Source organism: Clostridium sp. AM58-1XD (assembly GCF_003464085.1).
In the GTDB taxonomy this organism is placed as follows: domain Bacteria; phylum Bacillota; class Clostridia; order Lachnospirales; family Lachnospiraceae; genus Lachnoclostridium_A.
This window is the reverse complement of sequence record NZ_QSDR01000032.1, coordinates 1-21,549: the sequence shown is the minus strand read 5'-3', so window position 1 is coordinate 21,549 and position 21,549 is coordinate 1. Positions and strand designations below refer to the sequence as shown.

Genomic DNA, 21,549 nt, shown 5'->3' with positions numbered 1-21,549 from the left:
GCCGTGAGGGGATTGCAAAAGTCGAATCCGCTGTGCCACCAATACCAGATTCCGTTCGATGCAGTGGCCAGGTCACTACATCTGGTATCGATGGCATTGCTATATTTCTTTTTGCGACACCCTGGCGGCTTTTCTAAACAGTCAGGAGGAGACAGATGGCAGTTGTAAAACCGTTTCGGTGTGTGAGACCGGCTCCAGAGGTTGTCAGCCAGGTAGCGGCTCTGCCGTATGATGTATACAGCAGAAAAGAAGCAAAGGAAGAAGTGCAGGGAAAACCGCTCTCATTTTTGAATATTGACCGTCCGGAGACACAGTTTCCGGACGATTATGATATGTACAGCGAGCAGGTGTATTTGAAAGCAAAAGAGCTTTTGAATGACAGAATAGCAGACAGAACATTCGTCACCGGTACAGTTGACGCTTATTACATCTATGAGCTTACTATGGATGGACGGACACAGACGGGAATCGTTGCGTGTTCATCCATCGACGATTATCTGAACGGTATTATAAAAAAGCATGAGAATACAAGAGAGGAGAAAGAACTGGACCGCATCCGCCACGTGGATGTGACGAATGCCCATACAGGACCGATTTTTCTCGCTTATCGTGCGACAGATGAGATCAACAAAATTGTAAACCTGGTTACCGGTACAGATGAACTATATGACTTTACATCAGAAGACGGAATCCGCCACCGCGTCTGGAAGATTGACAGCGCGGATATGGTGAGCGCTGTTGAGACGGCATTTGCAAAGGTGCCTGCGACATATATCGCAGATGGACATCACAGAGCGGCTTCCGCTGTCAAGGTGGGCTTAAAGCGCAGAAAAGAGAATCCAGATTACACAGGCAGAGAGCAGTTTAATTATTTCCTTTCCGTGCTGTTCCCGGATGAGCAGCTGATGATCATGCCGTATAACCGTGTGGTAAAGGATTTGAACGGACTTTCAAAGGATGCATTTCTGAAAAAAGTCGACGATAGTTTCGAGATCAGGAGAGCTGGAGATGTAGGAGTTTCACCTTTTGAGCCTAAGGAAAAAGCCACCTTCGGTATGCTTCTGGACGGCATCTGGTATAAGCTGACACTTAAGAAAGAAGCTGCAAAAGCGGTGAAGAACGACCCGGTAAAGAGTCTGGATGTATCGGTTCTTCAGGACTGCCTTCTCGGGCCGGTTCTTGGGATCGGAGACCCGAGAACTGACAAAAGAATCGACTTTATAGGAGGTATCCGCGGGTTGAAGGAGCTGGAACGTCGGGTAGCACAAGACATGGAAATCGCATTTTCCATGTATCCCACATCCATCGAAGAGCTGCTTTCCGTAGCGGATGCAGGTCTTCTCATGCCGCCGAAATCCACATGGTTCGAGCCGAAGCTGAGAAGCGGGCTGTTTATTCATATGCTGGGATAAAGATGGAATGAATAGGTGGAGGAAGGGCGGCAGGAACGGAATTATGCACCGTTTGTTGGTTTAACGATCAGGTATGGCGCCGGAAAGCCGGTCTGCCAGGTCCTGAGCATTTTCATCACTGAACAGCTCGTCCAGAGTCGGGCCATTCCAGATTGTCTGTCCGTTCGTTTTAACTTCACCTGTCGAATAGTGGTATTCATAAAATGGAATCTGGCCTGCCTTGAAGCATTTCACTGCTTCTTCGCAGGCTGTTTTTCGTTCAGAGGCAGTCATGGTCTGTCCAGCTGGGCCGACGATACCCTGAAGGCCGGGAGCTGTTTCCAATTGTGGTGTTTCAGCAAAAGTGCCTGATTCAAGAAGTGTGAGGAAGGTATAAAAAAACTTTGTGCTTTTGTTGGAAACATCTTTAAGAACAGATTCATAGCCGATTTTTAAGCCCTCCATATAAGAGATATATCTGTCACAGAACCACAGCTTTTCGCTATCATCGAAGTTGTTAAACATGGAGAGGAACGCATTATGTGTCATGGTGGCGGAAGTGCCACTAAACAAAGAGGACATATCGAAGTTAAGGGCTTTTGGCGCCAGATCAGAATTCTTGATCTTCAGATCAGACTTCGCAGGATAGATAATGGTAGAATATACTTTGGCGGCAGCCACGGTTGCCAGGACTACGGCTTTTTCTGCATAGGCATTATCGACAGCATTATAGCTGGCTCCGGTTTTATTGGCGGCATTCGTGATAAGTGCGGACAGATTGCCCTCGTCCCAGATATCTTCGGACGGAAGGCTCGAAAACGTGATCATTCGATCCTGAAGCTGACTGGTCATAATTGGGACCACTCTTCCGTGTACTCCCTGAAAGGCCGCTTTGACTGCTGTTTTTATGAATGAAGCATCGATGCCTTCGACTGAATGGACCGCCCCGTCTCCATCGAAATGGAAACCATGGTTCCATGAAGCTGCATGCTTCAGGCTGCCCCATATCCTTTTGGAAAGCGGCATATCGCTATCGATTACGGCCGGGTAGTAGCGCAGCAGGCGGGTGGTATAGACGAGATTTTCATAATGAAGATCTTCCAGCCCAGTCAGGGCCGAAAAAATCTGCGTCTTTTTTTCGTCTGGGACAGAGATGGAAGAACGTTTCGAGGCAGGAATATTTTTGATCTGCAGGTGGGGGATGAATTCCTCCATAGAGCCATGGCTGCCGGAAACATCGATTGTCCTGGTGCGGACCTGCCCGCCCAGAGGCCGCGTATCTCCATCGACCGTCAGGGGCAGACGGTTAAACTGATTGGCCAGGCTGCCGGGCTGACTGCCCAGAAGGCTGCGGTCAATAGACCGGTTATCCGGCTTGATCACTTTTTTTACAGAGGAAAGAAGTCCTGTTTTATAAGTAACGATAGAGGCTCCTAATCCACGGTCATGAAGATCGCTTTCGGTGAAAATGATTTCAGTGACAGCAGCGGCGTTTAAATGTGCGCCCCAATAAAGAATATCCTGCATCAGTTCCGTTACACCCTGGGCAACCCGGGAAAAGTGAGACTGGAATAATAACTGATCTACAGGAGCGCGCTGATCGGTGAGTGAATTAAATATATAATCGATCTGTTCCTCTTTTGTATTGCCGCTTTTACTGAAAGCATATGACATGAGTTTAAGAATTTCTGAGTCGGCGCTGAGTACCCCGCGCAATGATTCAAGCAGCGCAGGACCGGCATGATACGTATCATAGGGCTGAGAAATAATTAGAGCAGTGATTTGCTCATGAAATCCGTCCCATAGTTGTGTGGAAATTTCCCTATAATCAGGATCTCTTTGAATCAGGAGAGAATTTGCATAGGAAACCTGCGGGAGGGAATGAACGAGTAGAGCTGTCTGGTTGCTTATTGAGGGGTAAATCTCACTTTGAGGCGTGTGAACTTCATACTGCTTCATAAATCCTCCGATCTGCAGAACAGATTACCTGCCAGGTGTATTTCAAAATATTAATCAAAAACGGATATCAGGCTATAACATAAGTATAATACACTTATGATCAGTATGCCAGATATCCATTTTAATATTAATAAATGATATGATATATAATAATGGATGTGATTCTATTGATCTTCCATCTGATACACCCGCACCCACTCCTTTGTCCCGTCTGCCTTTACCACTTCAGACCGGTTCATGTTGAGAAACTTGACCAGTTCATAACAGTTTACCCAGATCTCGTTATTTCCTTCTTTCTGAGATTCGTCAAAAATCAGCTGAAGGCCGAAATGGAGATGCGGTTCGTCGATATTATTTGTATTTTCCGTACGGCTGTAACCGGTGCGCCCCAGATAGCCGATGACGTCGCCGGCCGTTACCGTATCTCCTTCCTTTAAATCCGCCAGTTCCTTCTGGTAAGGATAATTTTTGCGGAGATGGGCGTAATAATAATATCTTTTCTTATCAAAGCTGCGGATTCCAATCCGCCAGCCTCCGTACTGATTCCAGCCGAGCGCTTCAATGTACCCGGATTCCACCGCGATTACCGGGCTTCCTACCTGCCCCATCATGTCATGCCCCAGGTGCTGCCTGCGGAAACCGTAGCTTCTGGCTACGCCAAAATCATCAAAATCGCTGTAAGGGAATCCTTTGGCAAGCGGATGAAATGCTTTCAGTCCATATTTCGTCACCCATACTTTATCCTTGCCGTCGCCATCTTCTTTTCCTGTGTCTTTAGAAGATTCAGGATTTTTAGAAGTATCAGGATTAGATTCCGGTTCAGACAGCTGTGAGGCGCTGCCGGAGGACTGGTCCGACTGATTCTGGTTATCGTTCAGCGCAAAGGCCGGCGCTTCACTTTTCGGTATCTGTATGCGGTAAGTGCCTACCATGCCGTCGAGAACAGCGCCGTAAGCTTCACGATAATAGGAAAAATATTTCATGTCTTTTGTAACGTCTTCCAGTTTCTTTCCGCCTTTCAGACTCTCTGCCAGAGCAGCCATGTCGCTGCTCTTATACTTTGAAAAATCTCCGCCGTATTTCGCACCAAGAAAGGCGAGCAGATCGACCCAATTCAAATGAACATCGCTTTGAAAGGAATCTACATCATATCGGAAAGCAGCTTTCATGGCTTCTGACGTCACATCGAAATCCACCCATTTAATAAATTTCTTTGCCTCAGAATCTGTTGCCGTATACAGACGGTTGCGTGATGAAGTAAGGAGCGGAATTCCCTCTATCTGGCCGAGAAACGTGGGGACCGCCATGAAAAACGGTATGGAGAGTCCAAGTAGGACGATCAATTCCAAAAGGATAATGGAAAAGGAAAGGGAGAGACGGCGATGCCTGCCGGGCTGCTGCGAAAATACAGGTTCCTTATCGCTCCTATCAGCCGGGTGGGCGATGAACGGAATCCTGACCTTGAAAGAATGAAAAAGAGAAGATATTTTATGACAGAATTTATGAAATATATTACATAAGTGATCGAACAAATGATAAAAAAACATCAGGAAACGCCCCTTCCGACTTAAATTTCAGTCCTCGGACATGCCGGGGAATACTGTTATAAGCATATGCGGAGTATTTCCTGATGTAGAACTTGAGATATCATATTAGGACATTAACAGTGAAAATAATGATCTTAAACTGCCCGTATAATCATCTTAACGGTCCAGACTGAGAATTTCGCCGTCGTCCGGAACGAAGAGATTACCATGATAATATTCTTTTCCTTCTGCCGTATAAAGTTCCTTGCGGCGTGTAATATTCTTATCCTCCGTATGCCAGAGAACAAGATTTGGGATATTAAGGCTTTCAGCCAGCTCACTGGCTTCCTTAACCGTGCTGTGGTGCTTTTCATAAGGCTGAAAGCGGTCCCTGTCTCCATAAAGGCAGAACGCCTCGTGAAGCAGCCACTGACTTCCCTCAACATACATATGGCAGTCGGCATTGTATGGCTCGTCCCCTGCGCAGGTGAATTTCTTCCCGTTTTTCAAAATTGTTGTAAATCCGTACTGCTTTGCCTTTGTAGAGTGGATGTCAAAGAATGTAACATCATATCCCATGATGCATTTTGTTTCGCCGTCTTTTACGGGAATCAGGTGAATTCTGTCACCGATCATTTTAAAGAATTTTCCCTGTACGGTCAGGCGGCAGATGGTTGTGATCGTATCAACAAGGTCTTCGTGACAGTATATATTCAGATCACCTTCATATGTTCCCTTTTTCATGCGGGTTGCGATAACGCGGATCAGCCACACGATCCCCAGAATGTGTCCGTATGTTCATGTGTGATGAAGATGTCATGTATTCTTGCAGTATCGATCTCCATGTCTTCCAGAATTCTTAAGATGCCATTTCCTCCGCCTGTATCTACAAGAAAAAAATCGTCGTCCTGTCTGATTGCAAAACAGGTATTATAACAACGTGTTGCCGTTGCGTAGCCTGTCCCTAATACGTATAACTGCTCCATAATTTCCTCCATTGTAACAAATATAGTTGTACTGTTCGGCGCGGCACATGTTCAGCCGATTTTTACGCCTGGATTACCGCTGCAATGAACAGTTACATGTAAAAAATGTATTGATTATTAAACTTTCCATTTTCAGGAAAGCATGTTATGATGAACCCATGGTACTATATTTCAGGCGGAAATGCAACTGCCGCAAACAGTGTTTTTAGTAAGAGGGAGAGGTATTATGAGAGAATTAGCATACCTGAAGCTGCTGGCCAGGGAGTACCCCAGCGTGAAAACGGCGTCCAGCGAGATTATCAATCTGACGGCCATACAGGGCCTGCCGAAGGGGACCGAGTATTTTTTCAGCGATTTACACGGAGAATATGAAGCGTTTGTTCATTTGCTGCGCAGTGCGTCAGGTATTATTCGTGAAAAGATTCACGATACATTTGGCCATATTATTTCAGAAGAAGAGCAGACAGAGCTCGCAAGTCTTATCTATTATCCAGATCGTTTCTTAAACAAATACACACTTCAGGGCAAAGTTACAGACGAATGGAAGAAGATCATAATCTATCGTCTGGTACAGATCTGTCGCCAGGTTTCCTCAAAATACACCCGCTCAAAAGTCAGAAAGAAAATGCCCACGGAATTCGCGTACATCATCGATGAACTCCTTCATGTGGATTACCGTGACAACAATAAAGACGTCTATTACAGCGAAATACTAAACTCCATGATCGGAATCGATGTGGCTGGAAAGTTTATAATTGCGCTGTGTGAACTGATTCAGAATCTGACGATCGACAGCCTTCATATTATCGGGGATATCTTCGACAGAGGACCGAGGGCCGACATCATTATGAAGGAGTTGATGAATTTTCACGATGTGGATATCCAGTGGGGAAATCATGACATTTCATGGATGGGAGCCGCAACGGGAAATCTGGCCTGTGTCTGCAATGTTCTGCGTATCGCCATCAGCTACAACAGCTTTGATGTTCTGGAGGACGGATACGGGATTAACTTAAGGCCGCTTTCCATGTTTGCCGCCCATGTATACCAGGGAGACAGCTGCGAGCGGTTTATCCCTCATACACTCGATCAGAATATTTATGACGCGGTAGATCCGGGACTGGCGGCTAAGATGCACAAAGCGATCGCCGTCATTCAATTTAAGGTAGAAGGCCAGATTATTAAACGGAATCCGGAATACGAGATGGACGACAGGCTTCTTCTTAATCAGATCGACTATGAAAATGGAACCGTAATGCTCAGGGGAAAGAAGTATCCGATGCTGGATACAAATTTTCCGACGGTGGATCCGAAAGATCCGTTCCGCCTGACGAAGGAAGAGGAAGAGCTGCTGCATACCCTGGTCCTTTCCTTCCGCCACAGTGAGCTTCTTCACCGCCATATAAATTTTATTTATACACACGGAAGTCTGTATAAATGCTATAATTCCAATCTCCTTTATCATGGTTGCATCCCGATGAAGGAAGATGGAAGTTTTGATGAAATCAGCCTGGACGGCAAACGTCTCTCAGGAAAGAGCCTGATGGATTACATCGATGAACAGATTCAAAAGGCTTATTTTCTTCCTGAAGATGCAGAAGAGAAAGCGAAGGCAAGAGATTTTATGTGGTACCTATGGTGCGGGGCAAAATCACCTGTATTCGGAAAAGACAGAATGACGACGTTTGAACACTATTTCATTGCAGACAAGTCTACCTATAAGGAAACACTGAATCCATATTACCGCCTGAGCGTGGAAGAAACATACTGCGACAGGATACTGGAAGAATTTGGTCTCCGAAAGAGGGCGCCCATATTATCAATGGACATGTGCCAGTTAAGATCAAAGATGGAGAAAAGCCCGTCAAGGCTGGCGGAAAGCTTTATATCATAGACGGCGGCCTCTCAAAAGCATACCAGAAAACTACTGGGATCGCCGGATATACGCTGATCTACAATTCCAACCATCTGGCTCTGGCAGAACATAAGCCATTTCAACCAAATGAGGAAAATACTCCGAAAGTCTATATTACTGAGAAGACAAAGAACCGTATACGCGTAGCGGACACGGATTTGGGCAAGGAAATGACACAGAGAATACTGGATCTGAAGGAACTGGTGGCGGCGTACCGGTCTGGAGTTCTGAAGGAAAAGGACAAATAGTAAGGATATATAGGATAAATGCAGCGGTTCAAAACAAATAACGGATAAAACATGGGAAAGTGAATAGGAAAGGGAAAATTTAGAAAAACTTAATAGATAAATAGAAAAACGTATGATATGATAAATGCATTAAAAACACGTAAACTAAACAATAATAAAGTATGCAGTGATAAAGTAAGCATGAGTAAAATAAGCATAAGTAAATAAGCAGTGGGTACATATGCAGATACCTGATACTGCAGAATGCAGGCAGAATAGGGAGACTTAGATGGATAAAGAAGAGTTTTTACGAACCCTTGGCGCAGCGCTTTCTGGCGAGGTGCCGCAGCATATCATACAGGAAAATATACGATATTACGATAATTATATAACAGGAGAACTGTCAAAGGGCCGTACGGAGAGTGAAATTATGAATGAACTGGGCGGCCCAAGGCTGATTGCCAGAACGATCATCGATGCCGCAGAGGCTGGCGGAGAGACAGCCAGCTACGGCAATGAAGGCAGTCCCTTCGGCAATTCCCCTTATGAAGACGCTTCCGGCCCCGGAGGCCAGAGCGGCTATGGAAGCCAGGGAAGCTATGACGGAGAACCGCAGGGAAGCAGCTATCAATCTTATGGAGAAAGCACGAACCACAGCGGCTCCTTCCATATGTATAATCTGAATAAATGGTATTGGAAGCTGGCCGGCATTTTGATTTTAACGCTGGTGATCTTTGTCCTGGTAACGATTGTGGGAGGAATCTTTTCACTTCTCCTTTCACCGGTCGGCCTGATCTTAATTCTCATTCTGCTTCTTTGGCGCGGGCAGAGGTAATGACGGCAGGACAATCAAATGATAAGGTATAGCGAAAAGATATGAAATGAATCAGGGAGTCCGGGGCAGAAGCTGTAGAGATAAAGCTGGATGCTGGGGCTCCTTTTTCCTGTTTAATAAGCAGATCCCAGTAAGCAGTTCGTAGTAAACAGACCGTAGTAAGCAGATCGAAGATAGAAGAGGGAACATGGTGCGGATGGGATGAGTCGGTATCCGGCGGCGTGAAGTGCTGAAAATGGAATTTGTGTACCAGAAGAGGGCGGATTTACGGCTCGAGCGGATGACGTGCTTCTGGATCGTGATTGTTACAGCTGTCTATATGCTGCTTGCAAAAGAGGGAGCAAAGGGCGTTGCGGCGGAAACACATGAATGGTATACTAAAAGGGAATTTCAGGGAATGGATAGAAAATACAAGCCATGTGCAAAATAGAATGAGAGATGAAGGAGCTGAGAAAAATGGATAATAAAAACACAGGTTTAAAGACAGAAGCAAACAGCATCTTTGCAAAGATCGCAGGCGTAATGGCTTTCCTCCTGCTTTTTGTTTTTCCCCTGTATGTGGAAGACCGGTATGCCAACATACTGCGAGCAAAGTACCATTTTTATTATATTGTTGTGCTGGCAGCACTGGCAATCATACTGATCATGGCACTGATATTCATGTTTATTGACATGATGGAAAACGGAGGAGCGGGAACGAAGGAATCTTTGCGAAGTTTAAGCCGGGGAATTGGAAAAAGACGTTCGCCCTTCATGAAGTTGCTCTGATTATTTTTATGATTGCAGTGATTATATCAACGCTGCAGTCCGATTATCTGTATGAATCAGTGTGGGGGAATGAGGGACGGTTTTCAGGCGCATTCCTTCTTCTTATATATGCCGTGAGTGTTTTCATTATTGGGAGACTGTTCCGCTTTAAACAGTGGTATCTGGAGGCATTTTTAGTGTCGTCAATGCTGGTATGTCTGTTTGGAATTACAGACTATTTTCGATTGGATGTGATGGGATTCAAGGATGGAATGACTATAAGAAATCTGGATATTTTCACATCTACGTTTGGCAATATTAACACATATACGGCATTTGTCGCCTTAGTGCTGGGAGTAGCGGCGGTACTTTATGTGGCGGCTGACACGAGAAAAAAGGCGGTATGGTACTATATATGTGTCTTGATATCCATTACAGCGGCAATTACAGGGCAGAGTGATAACGTTTATCTGGCGTTTGCCGTTCTGTTTGGCTTTTTACCTTTCTATGCATTTGGGTCCAGAAAGGGCATAAAAAGATATGGAATTATGCTTGCTACAATTTTTACAGTTATGAAGGTACTGGCAGTTTTGGACCTTGCGCTGAAAGGTGATGAGTGGGGGAGTGTGATCGGTCTGGATGGTCTGGCAAAGGTGATTGGACATTTCAGCGGGACGACTGCGATTGCACTGATCCTTTGGGCGGCTGTAGCAGTTTTATATTATCTGGATTTTAATAAAAAGAAATCCGATGATGCCGGTAAATGGCCGAAGCGGATTTGGGGCGGTATTGTAATTGCTGTAATTCTGGTAGTTACGGCGGTTATCGTCGACGCCAATTTTGCCGGTAATGGAGAGCGCTATGGTGCGATCTCCAATTATGTGATCTTTAGTGATGAATGGGGAACAGACAGAGGTTTTGCGTGGAGATTCGCTATGGAGCTTTATAATGATTTTCCGCTCCACCATAAGATTTTCGGATATGGGGCTGATACATTTGGAATACTGACTACGAGCTATACCGGTTCTACCGCCACAAAGATGTATGAGTCACTCGGTGTTATTTATGACAGCGTGCATAATGCATATCTGCAGTATTTTGTAACAATTGGTCCGGCCGGTCTTATCCCATATATGGTATTTCTGGTGTCATCTATAGTCTGGATGATTAAAAAGGCAGGAAAGTCTCCGGCAGTGATGGCTTGTGTCTTTGCGGCAGCATGCTATTCCGGACAGGCTGTGGTCAATATCGATCTTCCGGCAGTGCTCCGGCTTTTTGGACGATTCTGGCGGTAGGATTAGCAGCCGCACGCATGAAAATAAAGGAAGAAAAAGAGAAAAACTAGCCATTTTTAACAATTTCTTAAATAATTTCTAATATTTTTCGGGACTGATAGAATGTACTTATCAGTCCTTTTATGTTATACTTTACAAGAATATACGCAGATATAGGGGATTTTTGCGCTTGTATGACATAAATGAGCCGGGAACCAAAGAAGTTAAGCGTAAAGGGTTAGGGATGAGTTGTTATGAAAATTGATGAAAAATATAAACGTTTGATTAAGCTGCTGTTTTCAACAATTTTAATTGGCTTAATCCTCGTCATTTATAGTGTTGTCTGGACAGATTACTACAATAAGATTATCGAACTGCCGTTTTTCCGTCGTGGAAACTGGATGATGGTTTTCCTGTATGGAGTTTTGCTGGTGTTTTTTATGCAGATGTATGGCGGATTTAAGGTTGGATATCTTAAAAAGGGGAATCTTATTTATTCGCAGATACTGTCGGTAGTGTTTGTAAATATTTTTACTTATTTTCAGATCGCTGTGTTGGACAGGCACTTTTTAAGCCCTCTTCCTTTGTCAATTATGACGGCAGTAGATGGTGCGGTGATCGTCGTCTGGACGATGGTATTTCAAAAGTTTTATGTGTGGATATTTCCACCGAGGAAGATGCTGTTGGTGTCTGGAAACAGGGGAGATTATCATCTGCTTGAAAAAATGAATGCAAGAGATGATAAATACGAAATTAAGGATTTGATTAGTTATAAGAAGGGAATGAACCTGATTTTTAAGAAGGTCCACAATTTCGACGGAGTTATTATTGGCGATATGCCTTCCCATGAAAGGAATCAGATTCTGAAATACTGTTTTGAAAATGATATTCGGACATACAGCGTGCCGAAGATATCGGATATTTTACTTAGGAGTTCATCTGAACTAACATTATTTGATTCGCCTCTACTTTTATCCAGGAATGACGGACTTACAATTGAACAGCAGTTTTTCAAACGGCTGATGGATATTATAATGTCTGGGACTGGAGCGATTATAACCTTACCATTTTTTCTTATTATTGCGGTATGCATTAAGGTGACGGATGGTGGTTCTGTATTTTATAAACAGACCAGACTTACAAAAGATGGGAAAGAGTTTGAAATTTACAAGTTTCGAACGATGATACAGGACGCAGAAAAAAAGAGCGGCGCCAGACTGGCATCTGAAGGGGATGACAGAATACTTCCGATCGGAAAACTTCTGCGGAGGTTGAGACTGGACGAGCTTCCCCAGATCTACAATATATTAAAAGGGGATATGTCCCTGGTAGGCCCCAGGCCGGAGCGGCCGGAGTTGGCGGCGGAGATTGAAAAAGAGATTCCGGAGTTCTCCTATAGATTGAAAGTGAAAGCCGGATTGACGGGTTATGCGCAGGTTTATGGGAAGTATAATACCACCTCGTATGATAAACTAAAACAAGATTTGTCATATATTAGGAATTACTCCGTGTGGATGGATTTGAAGCTGATTATTATGACACCGAAGGTTATGTTTATGAAGGAAAGCACGGAAGGTGTGAAACTATGATAAAAATATTTATAGTGTGTCATAAAAAAGCGTACATCTTGCAGAATGAATTATTAATTCCTATTCAAGTCGGAGCTAAAAAGGCGAGTATAAGACTCCCAGATATGATATATGATGATATTGGAGAGAATATATCAGAAAAAAATGATATTTATTGTGAATTAACAGCACAGTATTGGGCCTGGAAAAATATAGAATCGGACTACTACGGCTTTTTTCATTATAGAAGGTATTTGGCATTTGACGAGGTTTGCCCAATTGATGCTCAGGGGAACCTCATAAATAAAAGAAGGCCCTGTCCATATACAGAACTGGATGATATTAGGATGGATTTGTCCAGGTATGGTCTCCAGCAGAATATTATGGAGAATGTTATACAGAAGTATGATATACTGACAGTACTTAGGGAACGAATTAATGTGACTGTTTACCGGCAGTTTTGCCAGTATCATCAGCAGGGAATACTTGATGCGGTAATTAAGATATTAAAGGAGCGGTACCCACAGTATTCGGCCGCGGCAGATAAGTATTTGAACTCTAAAGATATCTATTATATGAATATGTTTATCATGAAAAAGCAGCTATTTAAGGAATACTGTACATGGCTTTTTGACATATTAGGCATCTTTGAACAAAGCGACGAGTTTTTGAAATTGGAAGATGAAAGAAAACGTTTATTAGGATACATTGGTGAAAGGCTTTTTGGCATATTTTATGTTTATAAAACAACAAATGGAGCAGTTTGTGCAGAGCTTCCATATTTGAAATTTTATAATACAGAAGAGAGGGAAGGGCAAGAGAAACATAAGACCAATAGAAATGTAAAAAGTATAAAGTTGGGACCTACTAATGTTGAAATAAAAATTGATATGAGAAAGTTCAATAAGATGTTTCCAGCAGGAAGCCGAAGGCGGATTTTTATCCGAAACATCTTTTTGAGATAGGAGAATGATTATGGGTATTTTCTTTAGGCGGTTAGGCGGTTTTTACCAATATCGCTTTTTGATGCAACAGTTAGTTACAAAGGATATCAAGCTGAAATATCGAAGAAGTTTTCTGGGATATTTATGGAGTATTCTCAATCCATTGATGATTATGGTTATCATGGTTATTGTTTTTTCCAATATGTTCAGATCAGATATAGAGAATTTTCCGGTTTATCTGATTATCGGGCAGACATTGTTTAACTTTATGAGTGAATCCACAAATCAGGCAATCACCTCGATAACTGGGAATGCCGCCCTTCTCAAAAAAACCTATGTGCCAAAATATGTTTTTACAGTATCAAAAGTAACCAGTTCTTTTGTAAATACACTGTTTGCTTTGGGCGCTTTGGTTATCGTATTCATTGTTTGTAGGGTGACGCCTAATATTTACTATCTGTTAATTCCAGTTATTTTGCTTCAGGAATACATTTTCTGTCTCGGATTAGGTATGCTTTTGGCTCAGAGCTCGGTATTCTTTCGTGATATTCAGTATATTTACAATGCGATTATAACCGCATGGATGTACTTGACACCCTTATTTTATCCTATTACTCTACTTCCGGACAAATTGCGCCAGATTGTTATGGCGCTGAATCCCATGTATTTTTATGTAGCGGAATTTCGCCAGATTGTCTTAGAAGGTCGTATGCCGGACCCATATCTCATTATTGCCGGTACAGGAGCGGCAATATTCGTGCTTGTGATCGGTACATGGGCATTCCTTAAGACACAAGACAAATTTATACTGTATATATAAGCGGGGTGTGATATGGCAGCAGAAAATGATTGTATGATTAAAGTAACAGACGCAACTGTGCGGTTTAATATGGCTTCAGAAAAAATTGATAATTTAAAAGAGTATTTCGTTAAATTAGTTAAAAAAGAATTAATGTTTCAGGAGTTTTTAGCCTTGAAAGATGTCAGTTTTGAAGTGAAAAGAGGAGAGGCTTGGGGGCTAGTAGGTACGAATGGTTCTGGAAAATCAACGCTTTTAAAGCTGATCTGTGGCATTTTGAAGCCATATAGAGGTAATGTGGAAATTCATGGGAATATTGCTCCTTTAATTGAGTTGGGAGCTGGATTTGATGGGGAGCTGACTGCAACAGAAAATATTTATCTTAATGGAGCAGTGCTGGGATACAGCAGGGAATTTATGGACAGCCATTATGATGAAATTGTTGAATTCGCAGAATTACAAGACTTCATGAATATGCCGATTAAGAATTATTCTTCTGGTATGGCAGCCAGGCTGGGATTCGCCATTGCCACAATTGTAAGACCGGAAATTTTGATTGTAGATGAAGTTCTTGCCGTTGGCGACATAGCGTTTCAGGAGAAGTGCCAGAAAAGGATGCAGGAAATGCTGGCAGGTGGAACTACTCTTTTGTTTGTTTCACATGCAATAAAGTCAGTGCAGGAAATTTGTGATCATGCCATTTGGTTGAACAAAGGTCAGGTAATGATGAAGGGCGAAGTAGAAAATGTATGCCAGGCTTATATGGAAAGCTTCGGATAAGATAATAGTACAGGGAGAGAATATAAAATGGAACAGGATAATTTGTGTAAAGAACCGAACTTAAAACTTTATGTAGTATGCCATAAAGAATCTTATGTCCCGGAAAATCCATATCTATACCCGATTCAGGTTGGAGCCGCGTTGGCGGGAAAACGCCTTGAAGGCATGCTGCATGACGATACAGGCGAAAACATTTCAGAAAAGAATAAGAGTTACTGTGAACTCACTGCTCAATATTGGGCATGGAAGAATGAAGAAGCAGATTATTACGGATTTTTTCACTACAGAAGATACTTGGCATTTGATCCGGAACTCAATAAGGATGACGGATGGGGAAACATTGCCTATGAGCGAATTACAGATAAGGTTATTGAAGAAATAAAACTTCAGCCTGAGGCGATTAGAAAAATAATAACCAAGTATGATATAATTTCTGTAAAAGGGAGGCGGTATCCGCGCATTCAGGAAGGTGGCTGCCTGCTTGATGTTTACCATGAATATGGTGCGGCTCCCTTCCAACATCGAAAAGATCTGGATATTGCATTGAAGATTTTGACAGAAAAATATCCGGAATTTGAAGATGCAGCTAATGAATATATGAACTCTCATGTTACTCATGAGTGTAATATGTTCATAATGAAAAAAGAAGTTTACTTAAAGTATTGCGAATGGTTATTTGATATTTTATTTGAGGCAGAAAAAAGAATTGACACAACCTGGTATAGTGTGGAAGAATATAGGGTAATGGGATATTTGGCAGAACGTCTCTGTGGAATCTATTATACATACCTGAAGAAGCAAACAGGTATTAAGACATTCGAACTTCCAAAGACCCTGTTCCAGGACACAGCACCTATGGCAAAGCTAGAACCAGTATTTATTGAGGGAGTGCCGGTTGTTTTATCGGCAAATGACCGCTTTGCTCCGTATCTTGATATTATGATACGCTCTATAATAGCAAATGCGTCGTCAACAAGACAATATGACATAATTGTCTTGTTCAACGACATTTCCGAAAAGAACCAGAACCTGATTAAAGAGGCAGCGAAAGACCGGAATAACATTTCCATCCGCTTTATCCGCGTCAGCCAGTATTTTGATTCAGGGAAGCTGTTTGTTGATCAGCATCTTTCCGTTGAAACCTACTACCGCCTTATTATTCCGGAAATCATGCCGGATTATCACAAAATCCTTTATTTAGATTGTGATATGGTCGTGGATCATGATGTGGCGGTGCTTTATGACATGGATCTGGGCGGATGTATTATTGGAGCTGCAAAAGATATCGATGTGGCCGGGCAGGTGAACTTAAACCAAAACGACTGGAGGATGTATGCGACAGAAACGCTGGGATTAGAAAAACCTTACGACTACTTCCAGGCAGGAGTTTGATCATGGACTTAGACGGACTACGAAAAACTGCCAGCTCTGAAGAAATGATCCAAATAGCGTTATCCGCGTCATGGAGATGTCATGACCAGGATGTTCTCAATAAGATATGTAAAAACCAGGTATTTTATATCCCACAGCAGTGGAATGTGCTGATGAGCTGGGAAGAACCGGGACGTAGCCGTATGCAGATCATGAAGATGGCGCCGAGAGCTTTATATGAGGAATATATGAAGGCCAGGAAGCAGCCATATATGATTCATTTTGCTGGATACCAGAAGCCATGGGATGTGGTGGACTGTGATTTTGCGGAGTACTTCTGGAGGTATGGGAAACTGTCGCCTTACTATGAAATGTTGTTAAGGCGGATTCGAAGGTGTTTTGCTGACGAACTGGAGAACCGTATGCCACAGACGAAGGTGGATTGGATTGGGAATGATCCGATGGTTCGCAGGATAGCGAACAGGTTGTTGCCGTTTGGGAGCAGGCGGCGGGAGGCTGTGAAGAAAGTCTATAAGTCAATTAGAAAATAACGTTAGTTGTATTGGCGATTTAGGAGGATCATAATGCCCAAAATTTCGGTGTTAATTCCAATTTATAATGTTTCTGATTATTTGAATGAATGTCTGAGCAGTGTTATAAATCAGTCGGAAAAAGATTTAGAAATCATATGTGTCGAAGACGCTTCTACGGATAATTCATTAGAAATTTTGGAAAAATTTGCAGAAAAAGATAAGAGAATTAAAATTATTAGACATACAGAAAATAAGGGACTTTGTCAGACTAGAAAAGACGCTGTGGCAGTAGCACATGGCGAGTATATTATGTTTTTAGATAGTGATGATTATTTATCGCTTGATGCTTGTGAAAATTTGTATAAAGAGATAGTGCGGCATAAAGTGGATATTCTTCAATTTGGAACAGAGTTATTGACAAATGAGTATGTTTCAAAAAATATGATAGCATGGACAACTGCTTTTATGGAACCATCCCTGGAACGAATTGAAGGAAAAAAACTTCTTCAGGAAAGTATTATAGACCGTAAATTCAATTGTAATATGTTTAATAAAATCTGGAGGGCAGAGTGTTGCAAAAAAGCTTACACTAGAATTTTAGACGGATACTATATCTCGGCTGAGGATCGGTATGCAACGTTTATTATTACATATTATGCGAAGTCCTATCAAGGAATTAAGAATCAATATTATCATTACCGGATGGGGATTGGGATTACTGGTGGTGCCATTCTAGATTTAAAACGATTTGAAAGTCGCTGCAGCGGGGCTGCTATTGTTGAAAATATTCGTGATTTCTTGATATCGGAACAAAAATTTGAGGAGCTATCTGAGGAATTTAACGTCTTTCGTAATGATATATTATGGGATTGTGTGGACTGCTGGCATAATAAATTGGATATAAGTGACCAGAAGACTGGTTATGAAATACTATTACATTACTGGGGAGTAGAAGCTATTGTAGGAGCCATAGGACGACGTTATTTTGAAGAACAAAATGACATTCTGATGCGCAGTCAAATTTTAAATCAGTCCTACACAGCAGTCTACTATCGGTATATCGGCTATAGTGCTATGGATGATATTCTACAGAAGTATATAAATATGGCAGAACAAATAGGTGGGAAGATATGTTTAATTACCGATTCGGATGCGCCTGAGACAAGAGAATCCTATCTGAACCATACTCTATTTCATATAGAAGCAGCAACAAACGCCAATTGGGATCAATATCAAAATCGTTGTAGAGAGTGGATTGATTGTTTAACTAAAAATAAAATTCAAAAAGTTTACTATTTGTCCCCTTCTTCCCATGTCACGTTACTGGATGAATTGACAGTAAGATCAATGGGATTGGAGTACTTCATAGGAATGGACGAATACACGTTAGACCGCCAAAACAAGCTTCAAAAAGAATTTAACGTGCTGCTTGCAGACAATACAGCATTGTCCGATAAGCTGGCAGCAATTAAAAGTACTTGGTGGTATAAGCTGATTCGAAGAATAAGACCAGAGATAAAGGAGAAATAAAAATGGAGAGATTAGACTTTACCAATCAATCAAGCTATATAGCGATAGAATCTGCTATTCATTTTAATCGCTATTTTACTGCTAAATCTTTTGTTAAAGGGAAGCGAGTGTTGGATGTCGCCTGTGGCGAAGGGTATGGAAGCAAATTGCTCAAGGAATGGGGCGCACTTAAGGTAACTGGTGTAGATATATCAAAAGAAGCCATAGAAATTGCCAAAGAAAATTTTTCTGGAGATGGTATAGATTACATTCAACATAGTGCAGAAGAACTTCCTTTTGAGAATGATAGCTTCGATGTTGTAATATCATTTGAGACCATTGAACATGTAGACTCTCCAGATAAATATCTCTCCGAAATATCCAGAGTACTAAAATTTGGCGGGATTGCAATGGTATCCTGCCCGAATGATCCCTATTATCAGAAAGCAGGTGAGCCCCAAAATCCATTCCATAAAAGGATTTTTTCCTGGTTTGATTTCGCAAAACTGACTCAATCACATTTAGGAGATAATGTGGACTGGTATTTTGGATTTGCATTAAATGGTTTTATGAATGTTCCCTTGACGCGTTGTACTGAGCCAGAAAAAAATGAAATATCCCCTAAATCAATGCAAGGATTATTCCAATATTCACTATTAGATAAAACAGCATTAGTTCCGCATGACCGGTATATTAATCACTGGAATTGCAATTATTATTTAGGAGTATGGGGAGCTAAAAATGATTTGCAGAATGCAACCCTCTTTCCTAGAGAATTTTTTGAACGGCCAGAAGACCCTAATGTAGCGGATACTGAAGAGTGGAGAAAAAAAATAGAGAAGCTTGAACAGGAGCATCTTCAGCAGCTTGCGGAAATTGAAACTGAAAAAGGACGTTATTTTAAAGAAATGCAAAGTCTCAAGGAAGAATATCGGATCATAGAAATTGAAATGAGAAGGACATCTTCATTGCTAGAACTTGCTAATAAGGAAGAGGATAAACTATGGAGTAGAATTTATTCTTTTGAAAATCATGAAAAATTTCTAAAAGATGAGATGAAAAAATATCAAGAGCAGGCGGAAATAGCTCAAAAAGATATTGAAATTATTAAAAAAACAAAAGGATATCGAATGCTGCAGAAATGTTGGCGTCTGGTCGATTTGATTAAGGGAAAATAATTATTCAAAAAGGGTGGGAAAATGGATAGAAATAAATTAAACATGTGTCTCTTAGTAGAAAAACAACCCTATTATACAAGTTCAATGCACCAGTTGATTGGTGTTGAAAATACAAGAGGAAAATTTTCTTTAGAGAATATCGGAAATAATGGCGAAAATTTAACAATTGCTGTTTTATCCATGAACAGGGCTTCTTTGACTCTCCGTCTGATGGAGTCTATAAAAAAGCATCTTCCACATTTTGCCGGAGAGTTTTTGATCGGCGATAATGGCTCGGCTGAAGAAGAAAAAAAAATTCTAAAAAAAGCAATGAAATATATGCCTTTCCGATGTCGATTGGTTGAGTTTGATCAAAATTATGGGGTAGCTGGTGGACGGAATCGTACATTCGAACAAGTTAAAACGGATTGGATTTTATCATTAGATAATGATTTGTATTTTACTAGTAATCCATTAAAGCAAGCTCAAAAAGATATCAACTCACTGGGGGTGAAATTTCTAGCGTTGCCGTTACTTGACCAGGGAAATCGGAAAAATGGTATATATGGCGGCCATCTTTTTGTAGAAAATCTCGAAAATAGGGCTTGTATTGGAATCGGCTCTACCTTTTATTGCGATGGGGTTCAGATGGATGTAGAAGCTCCTGGTTTTCTTTGTACAGGTGTTCCAGGAACTGCTGCTGTTATGAATAAAGAGACATTTTTTGCAGTGGGGGGATTTGACGACAATATGTTTGTAGGTTTTGAGGATACGGAATTTTCTATGCGTATTTTTCAGCAAGGATATAAAGTCGGATGTTGCGGCATGGTAAGCCTTCTGCACGATCATCCAAAGCCTGAAAAACAGGTCGACAAAGTCTATGAGCAGAAACGCTTTTCTAATGAAAAACTTTATGAGTCTGCTATGTATTTTGAAAAGAAATCTGGCTTTGGTGTCTGGAGTGAAGGTGTTGCCGGATGGGTAAAAGAACGTCAAAAGGATACCGGGTTAATTACAGAAACAGAAAGTGGTAAAACAAAAATTGCTCTTATTGTAGATAGGCCTAACTGGGCACTGGAGCATATCGCAACCGAAATAGAAGAAAATTTGAACCATTACTATGAATTCAAAATATTGTACGAAACGGACTTTTATAATTTAGCAGATATCCTTATGCTTTGTGAAGATTGTAAAATTATACATTTTTTATGGAGAGGTATTCTGACCTCTTATTGGGGCGAATGGGTTCAGAGCAGGATTAAAGATCTGGGAATGACAGAACCGGACTTCCGCGAGCAATACCTAAAAAATAAAATTATTTCTACAGAAATATATGACCATCTATGTTTGGATGATGAGGAAAGCCATATTACACCAGCACTGTTTCAGGACAAAACGTCTATTGTAACATGTTATGCGGTGGCATCAAGAAAAATAGAAAAAATATATAATCAATTGCCTGATCTTCGCCTTCGTCCGGCTGCTTATTTGCCGGATGGTGTTAACTTAACATTATTTCAACCTATAAACCTTGAACGATTTGACAATATTAAAGGCAGAGTAATCCGTTTTGGGTGGGTTGGAAATAGTCGATGGATTATAAATGATTTAAAAGGAATTAATACAATTATCAAACCTGCCATCAAAAAGCTACAAGATGAGGGCTATCCGGTAGAGCTTGTTACCTCCGATAGGGAGGAGGTAATTATTCCTCATTACAAAATGCCAGAGTTTTATTCGGGTATAGACTGTTATATTTGTGCTTCCCTTCACGAGGGAACTCCCAATCCGGTTTTAGAGTCTATGGCTTGTGGGGTACCCGTTATATCAACCGATGTTGGTCTGGTACCAGAATGTTTTGGAGAGTTTCAGAGGGATTACATATTAAACGTACGTTCTTCTGAAGCATTGGTTAAAAAGATACAACAGTTATTATGTAATCCACAAGATTTTAAAAAGTTATCTAAAGAAAATCTGGTTCAAATAAAAAATTGGAATTGGAGTATAATGTGTCAAAATTTCAAAAGT

Annotated in this window: 14 protein-coding genes and 3 pseudogenes; 14 read left to right on the top strand and 3 right to left on the bottom strand. The window is 41.5% G+C overall.

Annotation, left to right across the window (positions count from 1 at the left end; all coding sequences use genetic code 11):
- Positions 1 to 155: 155 nt before the first annotated feature.
- Positions 156 to 1,412, top strand: coding sequence for a DUF1015 family protein (locus DXA13_RS16880; protein ID WP_118246239.1), 1,257 nt, complete (start codon positions 156 to 158; stop codon positions 1,410 to 1,412).
- Between the two features lie 60 nt (positions 1,413 to 1,472).
- Here the strand turns inward: DXA13_RS16880 and DXA13_RS16875 are convergent, their stop codons facing one another.
- The 3 genes and pseudogenes from DXA13_RS16875 to DXA13_RS16865 form a co-directional block, all read right to left on the bottom strand.
- Complete coding sequence (locus tag DXA13_RS16875) at positions 1,473 to 3,350, bottom strand: hypothetical protein (RefSeq protein ID WP_118246236.1); 1,878 nt, start codon at positions 3,348 to 3,350, stop codon at positions 1,473 to 1,475.
- A gap of 164 nt (positions 3,351 to 3,514) precedes the next feature.
- Positions 3,515 to 4,657, bottom strand: a complete 1,143-nt coding sequence (locus DXA13_RS16870) for a M23 family metallopeptidase (protein ID WP_118246234.1) — start codon at positions 4,655 to 4,657, stop codon at positions 3,515 to 3,517.
- A 396-nt stretch (positions 4,658 to 5,053) separates the two neighbouring features.
- A pseudogene (locus tag DXA13_RS16865) lies at positions 5,054 to 5,862 on the bottom strand (MBL fold metallo-hydrolase).
- A 226-nt stretch (positions 5,863 to 6,088) separates the two neighbouring features.
- On the opposite strand from DXA13_RS16865, the pseudogene DXA13_RS16860 reads away from it, so the two are divergent.
- The 13 genes and pseudogenes from DXA13_RS16860 to DXA13_RS16795 form a co-directional block, all read left to right on the top strand.
- A pseudogene (locus tag DXA13_RS16860) lies at positions 6,089 to 8,025 on the top strand (fructose-1,6-bisphosphatase).
- Between the two features lie 268 nt (positions 8,026 to 8,293).
- Positions 8,294 to 8,839 carry a DUF1700 domain-containing protein gene (locus tag DXA13_RS16855; RefSeq protein ID WP_118246232.1) on the top strand — a complete coding sequence of 182 codons (546 nt, stop codon included), beginning with the start codon at positions 8,294 to 8,296 and terminating at the stop codon, positions 8,837 to 8,839.
- 226 nt (positions 8,840 to 9,065) lie between these two features.
- Positions 9,066 to 9,269, top strand: a complete 204-nt coding sequence (locus DXA13_RS16850; RefSeq protein ID WP_118246230.1) for a hypothetical protein — start codon at positions 9,066 to 9,068, stop codon at positions 9,267 to 9,269.
- Between the two features lie 26 nt (positions 9,270 to 9,295).
- Positions 9,296 to 9,607, top strand: a complete 312-nt coding sequence (locus tag DXA13_RS16845; protein ID WP_118246228.1) for a hypothetical protein — start codon at positions 9,296 to 9,298, stop codon at positions 9,605 to 9,607.
- A gap of 185 nt (positions 9,608 to 9,792) precedes the next feature.
- Entirely contained in the window at positions 9,793 to 10,881 is a 1,089-nt protein-coding gene (locus DXA13_RS16840; protein ID WP_243009199.1) for an O-antigen ligase family protein, read from the top strand.
- A gap of 233 nt (positions 10,882 to 11,114) precedes the next feature.
- On the top strand, positions 11,115 to 12,449 hold the full coding sequence (locus DXA13_RS16835) for an exopolysaccharide biosynthesis polyprenyl glycosylphosphotransferase (RefSeq protein WP_118246224.1): 1,335 nt from the start codon (positions 11,115 to 11,117) through the stop codon (positions 12,447 to 12,449).
- Positions 12,371 to 13,393: a DUF4422 domain-containing protein gene (locus DXA13_RS16830; RefSeq protein WP_147348047.1), complete on the top strand. Its 1,023-nt coding sequence runs from the start codon at positions 12,371 to 12,373 to the stop codon at positions 13,391 to 13,393. The genes DXA13_RS16835 and DXA13_RS16830 overlap by 79 nt, the downstream gene beginning before the upstream one ends.
- A 10-nt stretch (positions 13,394 to 13,403) precedes the next feature.
- Positions 13,404 to 14,192 (top strand): ABC transporter permease, encoded by a 789-nt coding sequence (locus DXA13_RS16825; RefSeq protein WP_118246220.1) that lies wholly within the window; start codon positions 13,404 to 13,406, stop codon positions 14,190 to 14,192.
- 12 nt (positions 14,193 to 14,204) lie between these two features.
- The gene (locus DXA13_RS16820; protein ID WP_118246218.1) at positions 14,205 to 14,951 is read left to right on the top strand and encodes an ABC transporter ATP-binding protein; all 747 of its coding nucleotides are present in this window, start codon (positions 14,205 to 14,207) and stop codon (positions 14,949 to 14,951) included.
- A gap of 27 nt (positions 14,952 to 14,978) precedes the next feature.
- Positions 14,979 to 16,873: pseudogene (locus tag DXA13_RS16815) on the top strand (DUF4422 domain-containing protein).
- A 33-nt stretch (positions 16,874 to 16,906) separates the two neighbouring features.
- On the top strand, positions 16,907 to 18,385 hold the full coding sequence (locus DXA13_RS16805) for a glycosyltransferase family 2 protein (protein ID WP_118246211.1): 1,479 nt from the start codon (positions 16,907 to 16,909) through the stop codon (positions 18,383 to 18,385).
- A 2-nt stretch (positions 18,386 to 18,387) separates the two neighbouring features.
- On the top strand, positions 18,388 to 19,542 hold the full coding sequence (locus DXA13_RS16800) for a class I SAM-dependent methyltransferase (protein ID WP_118246209.1): 1,155 nt from the start codon (positions 18,388 to 18,390) through the stop codon (positions 19,540 to 19,542).
- 21 nt (positions 19,543 to 19,563) lie between these two features.
- Positions 19,564 to 21,549 (top strand): glycosyltransferase (locus DXA13_RS16795; protein WP_118246207.1); only part of this gene is annotated, 1,986 nt, incomplete at its 3' end.

Excerpts from the sequence above, each read along its gene's own strand:
- DXA13_RS16880 (WP_118246239.1), top strand. The coding sequence starts at position 156 with ATGGCAGTTGTAAAACCGTTTCGGTGTGTGAGACCGGCTCCAGAGGTT.
- DXA13_RS16875 (WP_118246236.1), bottom strand. The coding sequence starts at position 3,350 with ATGAAGCAGTATGAAGTTCACACGCCTCAAAGTGAGATTTACCCCTCA.
- DXA13_RS16870 (WP_118246234.1), bottom strand. The coding sequence starts at position 4,657 with ATGGCGGTCCCCACGTTTCTCGGCCAGATAGAGGGAATTCCGCTCCTT.
- DXA13_RS16855 (WP_118246232.1), top strand. The coding sequence starts at position 8,294 with ATGGATAAAGAAGAGTTTTTACGAACCCTTGGCGCAGCGCTTTCTGGC.
- DXA13_RS16845 (WP_118246228.1), top strand. The coding sequence starts at position 9,296 with ATGGATAATAAAAACACAGGTTTAAAGACAGAAGCAAACAGCATCTTT.
- DXA13_RS16840 (WP_243009199.1), top strand. The coding sequence starts at position 9,793 with ATGCTGGTATGTCTGTTTGGAATTACAGACTATTTTCGATTGGATGTG.
- DXA13_RS16835 (WP_118246224.1), top strand. The coding sequence starts at position 11,115 with ATGAAAATTGATGAAAAATATAAACGTTTGATTAAGCTGCTGTTTTCA.
- DXA13_RS16825 (WP_118246220.1), top strand. The coding sequence starts at position 13,404 with ATGGGTATTTTCTTTAGGCGGTTAGGCGGTTTTTACCAATATCGCTTT.
- DXA13_RS16820 (WP_118246218.1), top strand. The coding sequence starts at position 14,205 with ATGGCAGCAGAAAATGATTGTATGATTAAAGTAACAGACGCAACTGTG.
- DXA13_RS16805 (WP_118246211.1), top strand. The coding sequence starts at position 16,907 with ATGCCCAAAATTTCGGTGTTAATTCCAATTTATAATGTTTCTGATTAT.
- DXA13_RS16800 (WP_118246209.1), top strand. The coding sequence starts at position 18,388 with ATGGAGAGATTAGACTTTACCAATCAATCAAGCTATATAGCGATAGAA.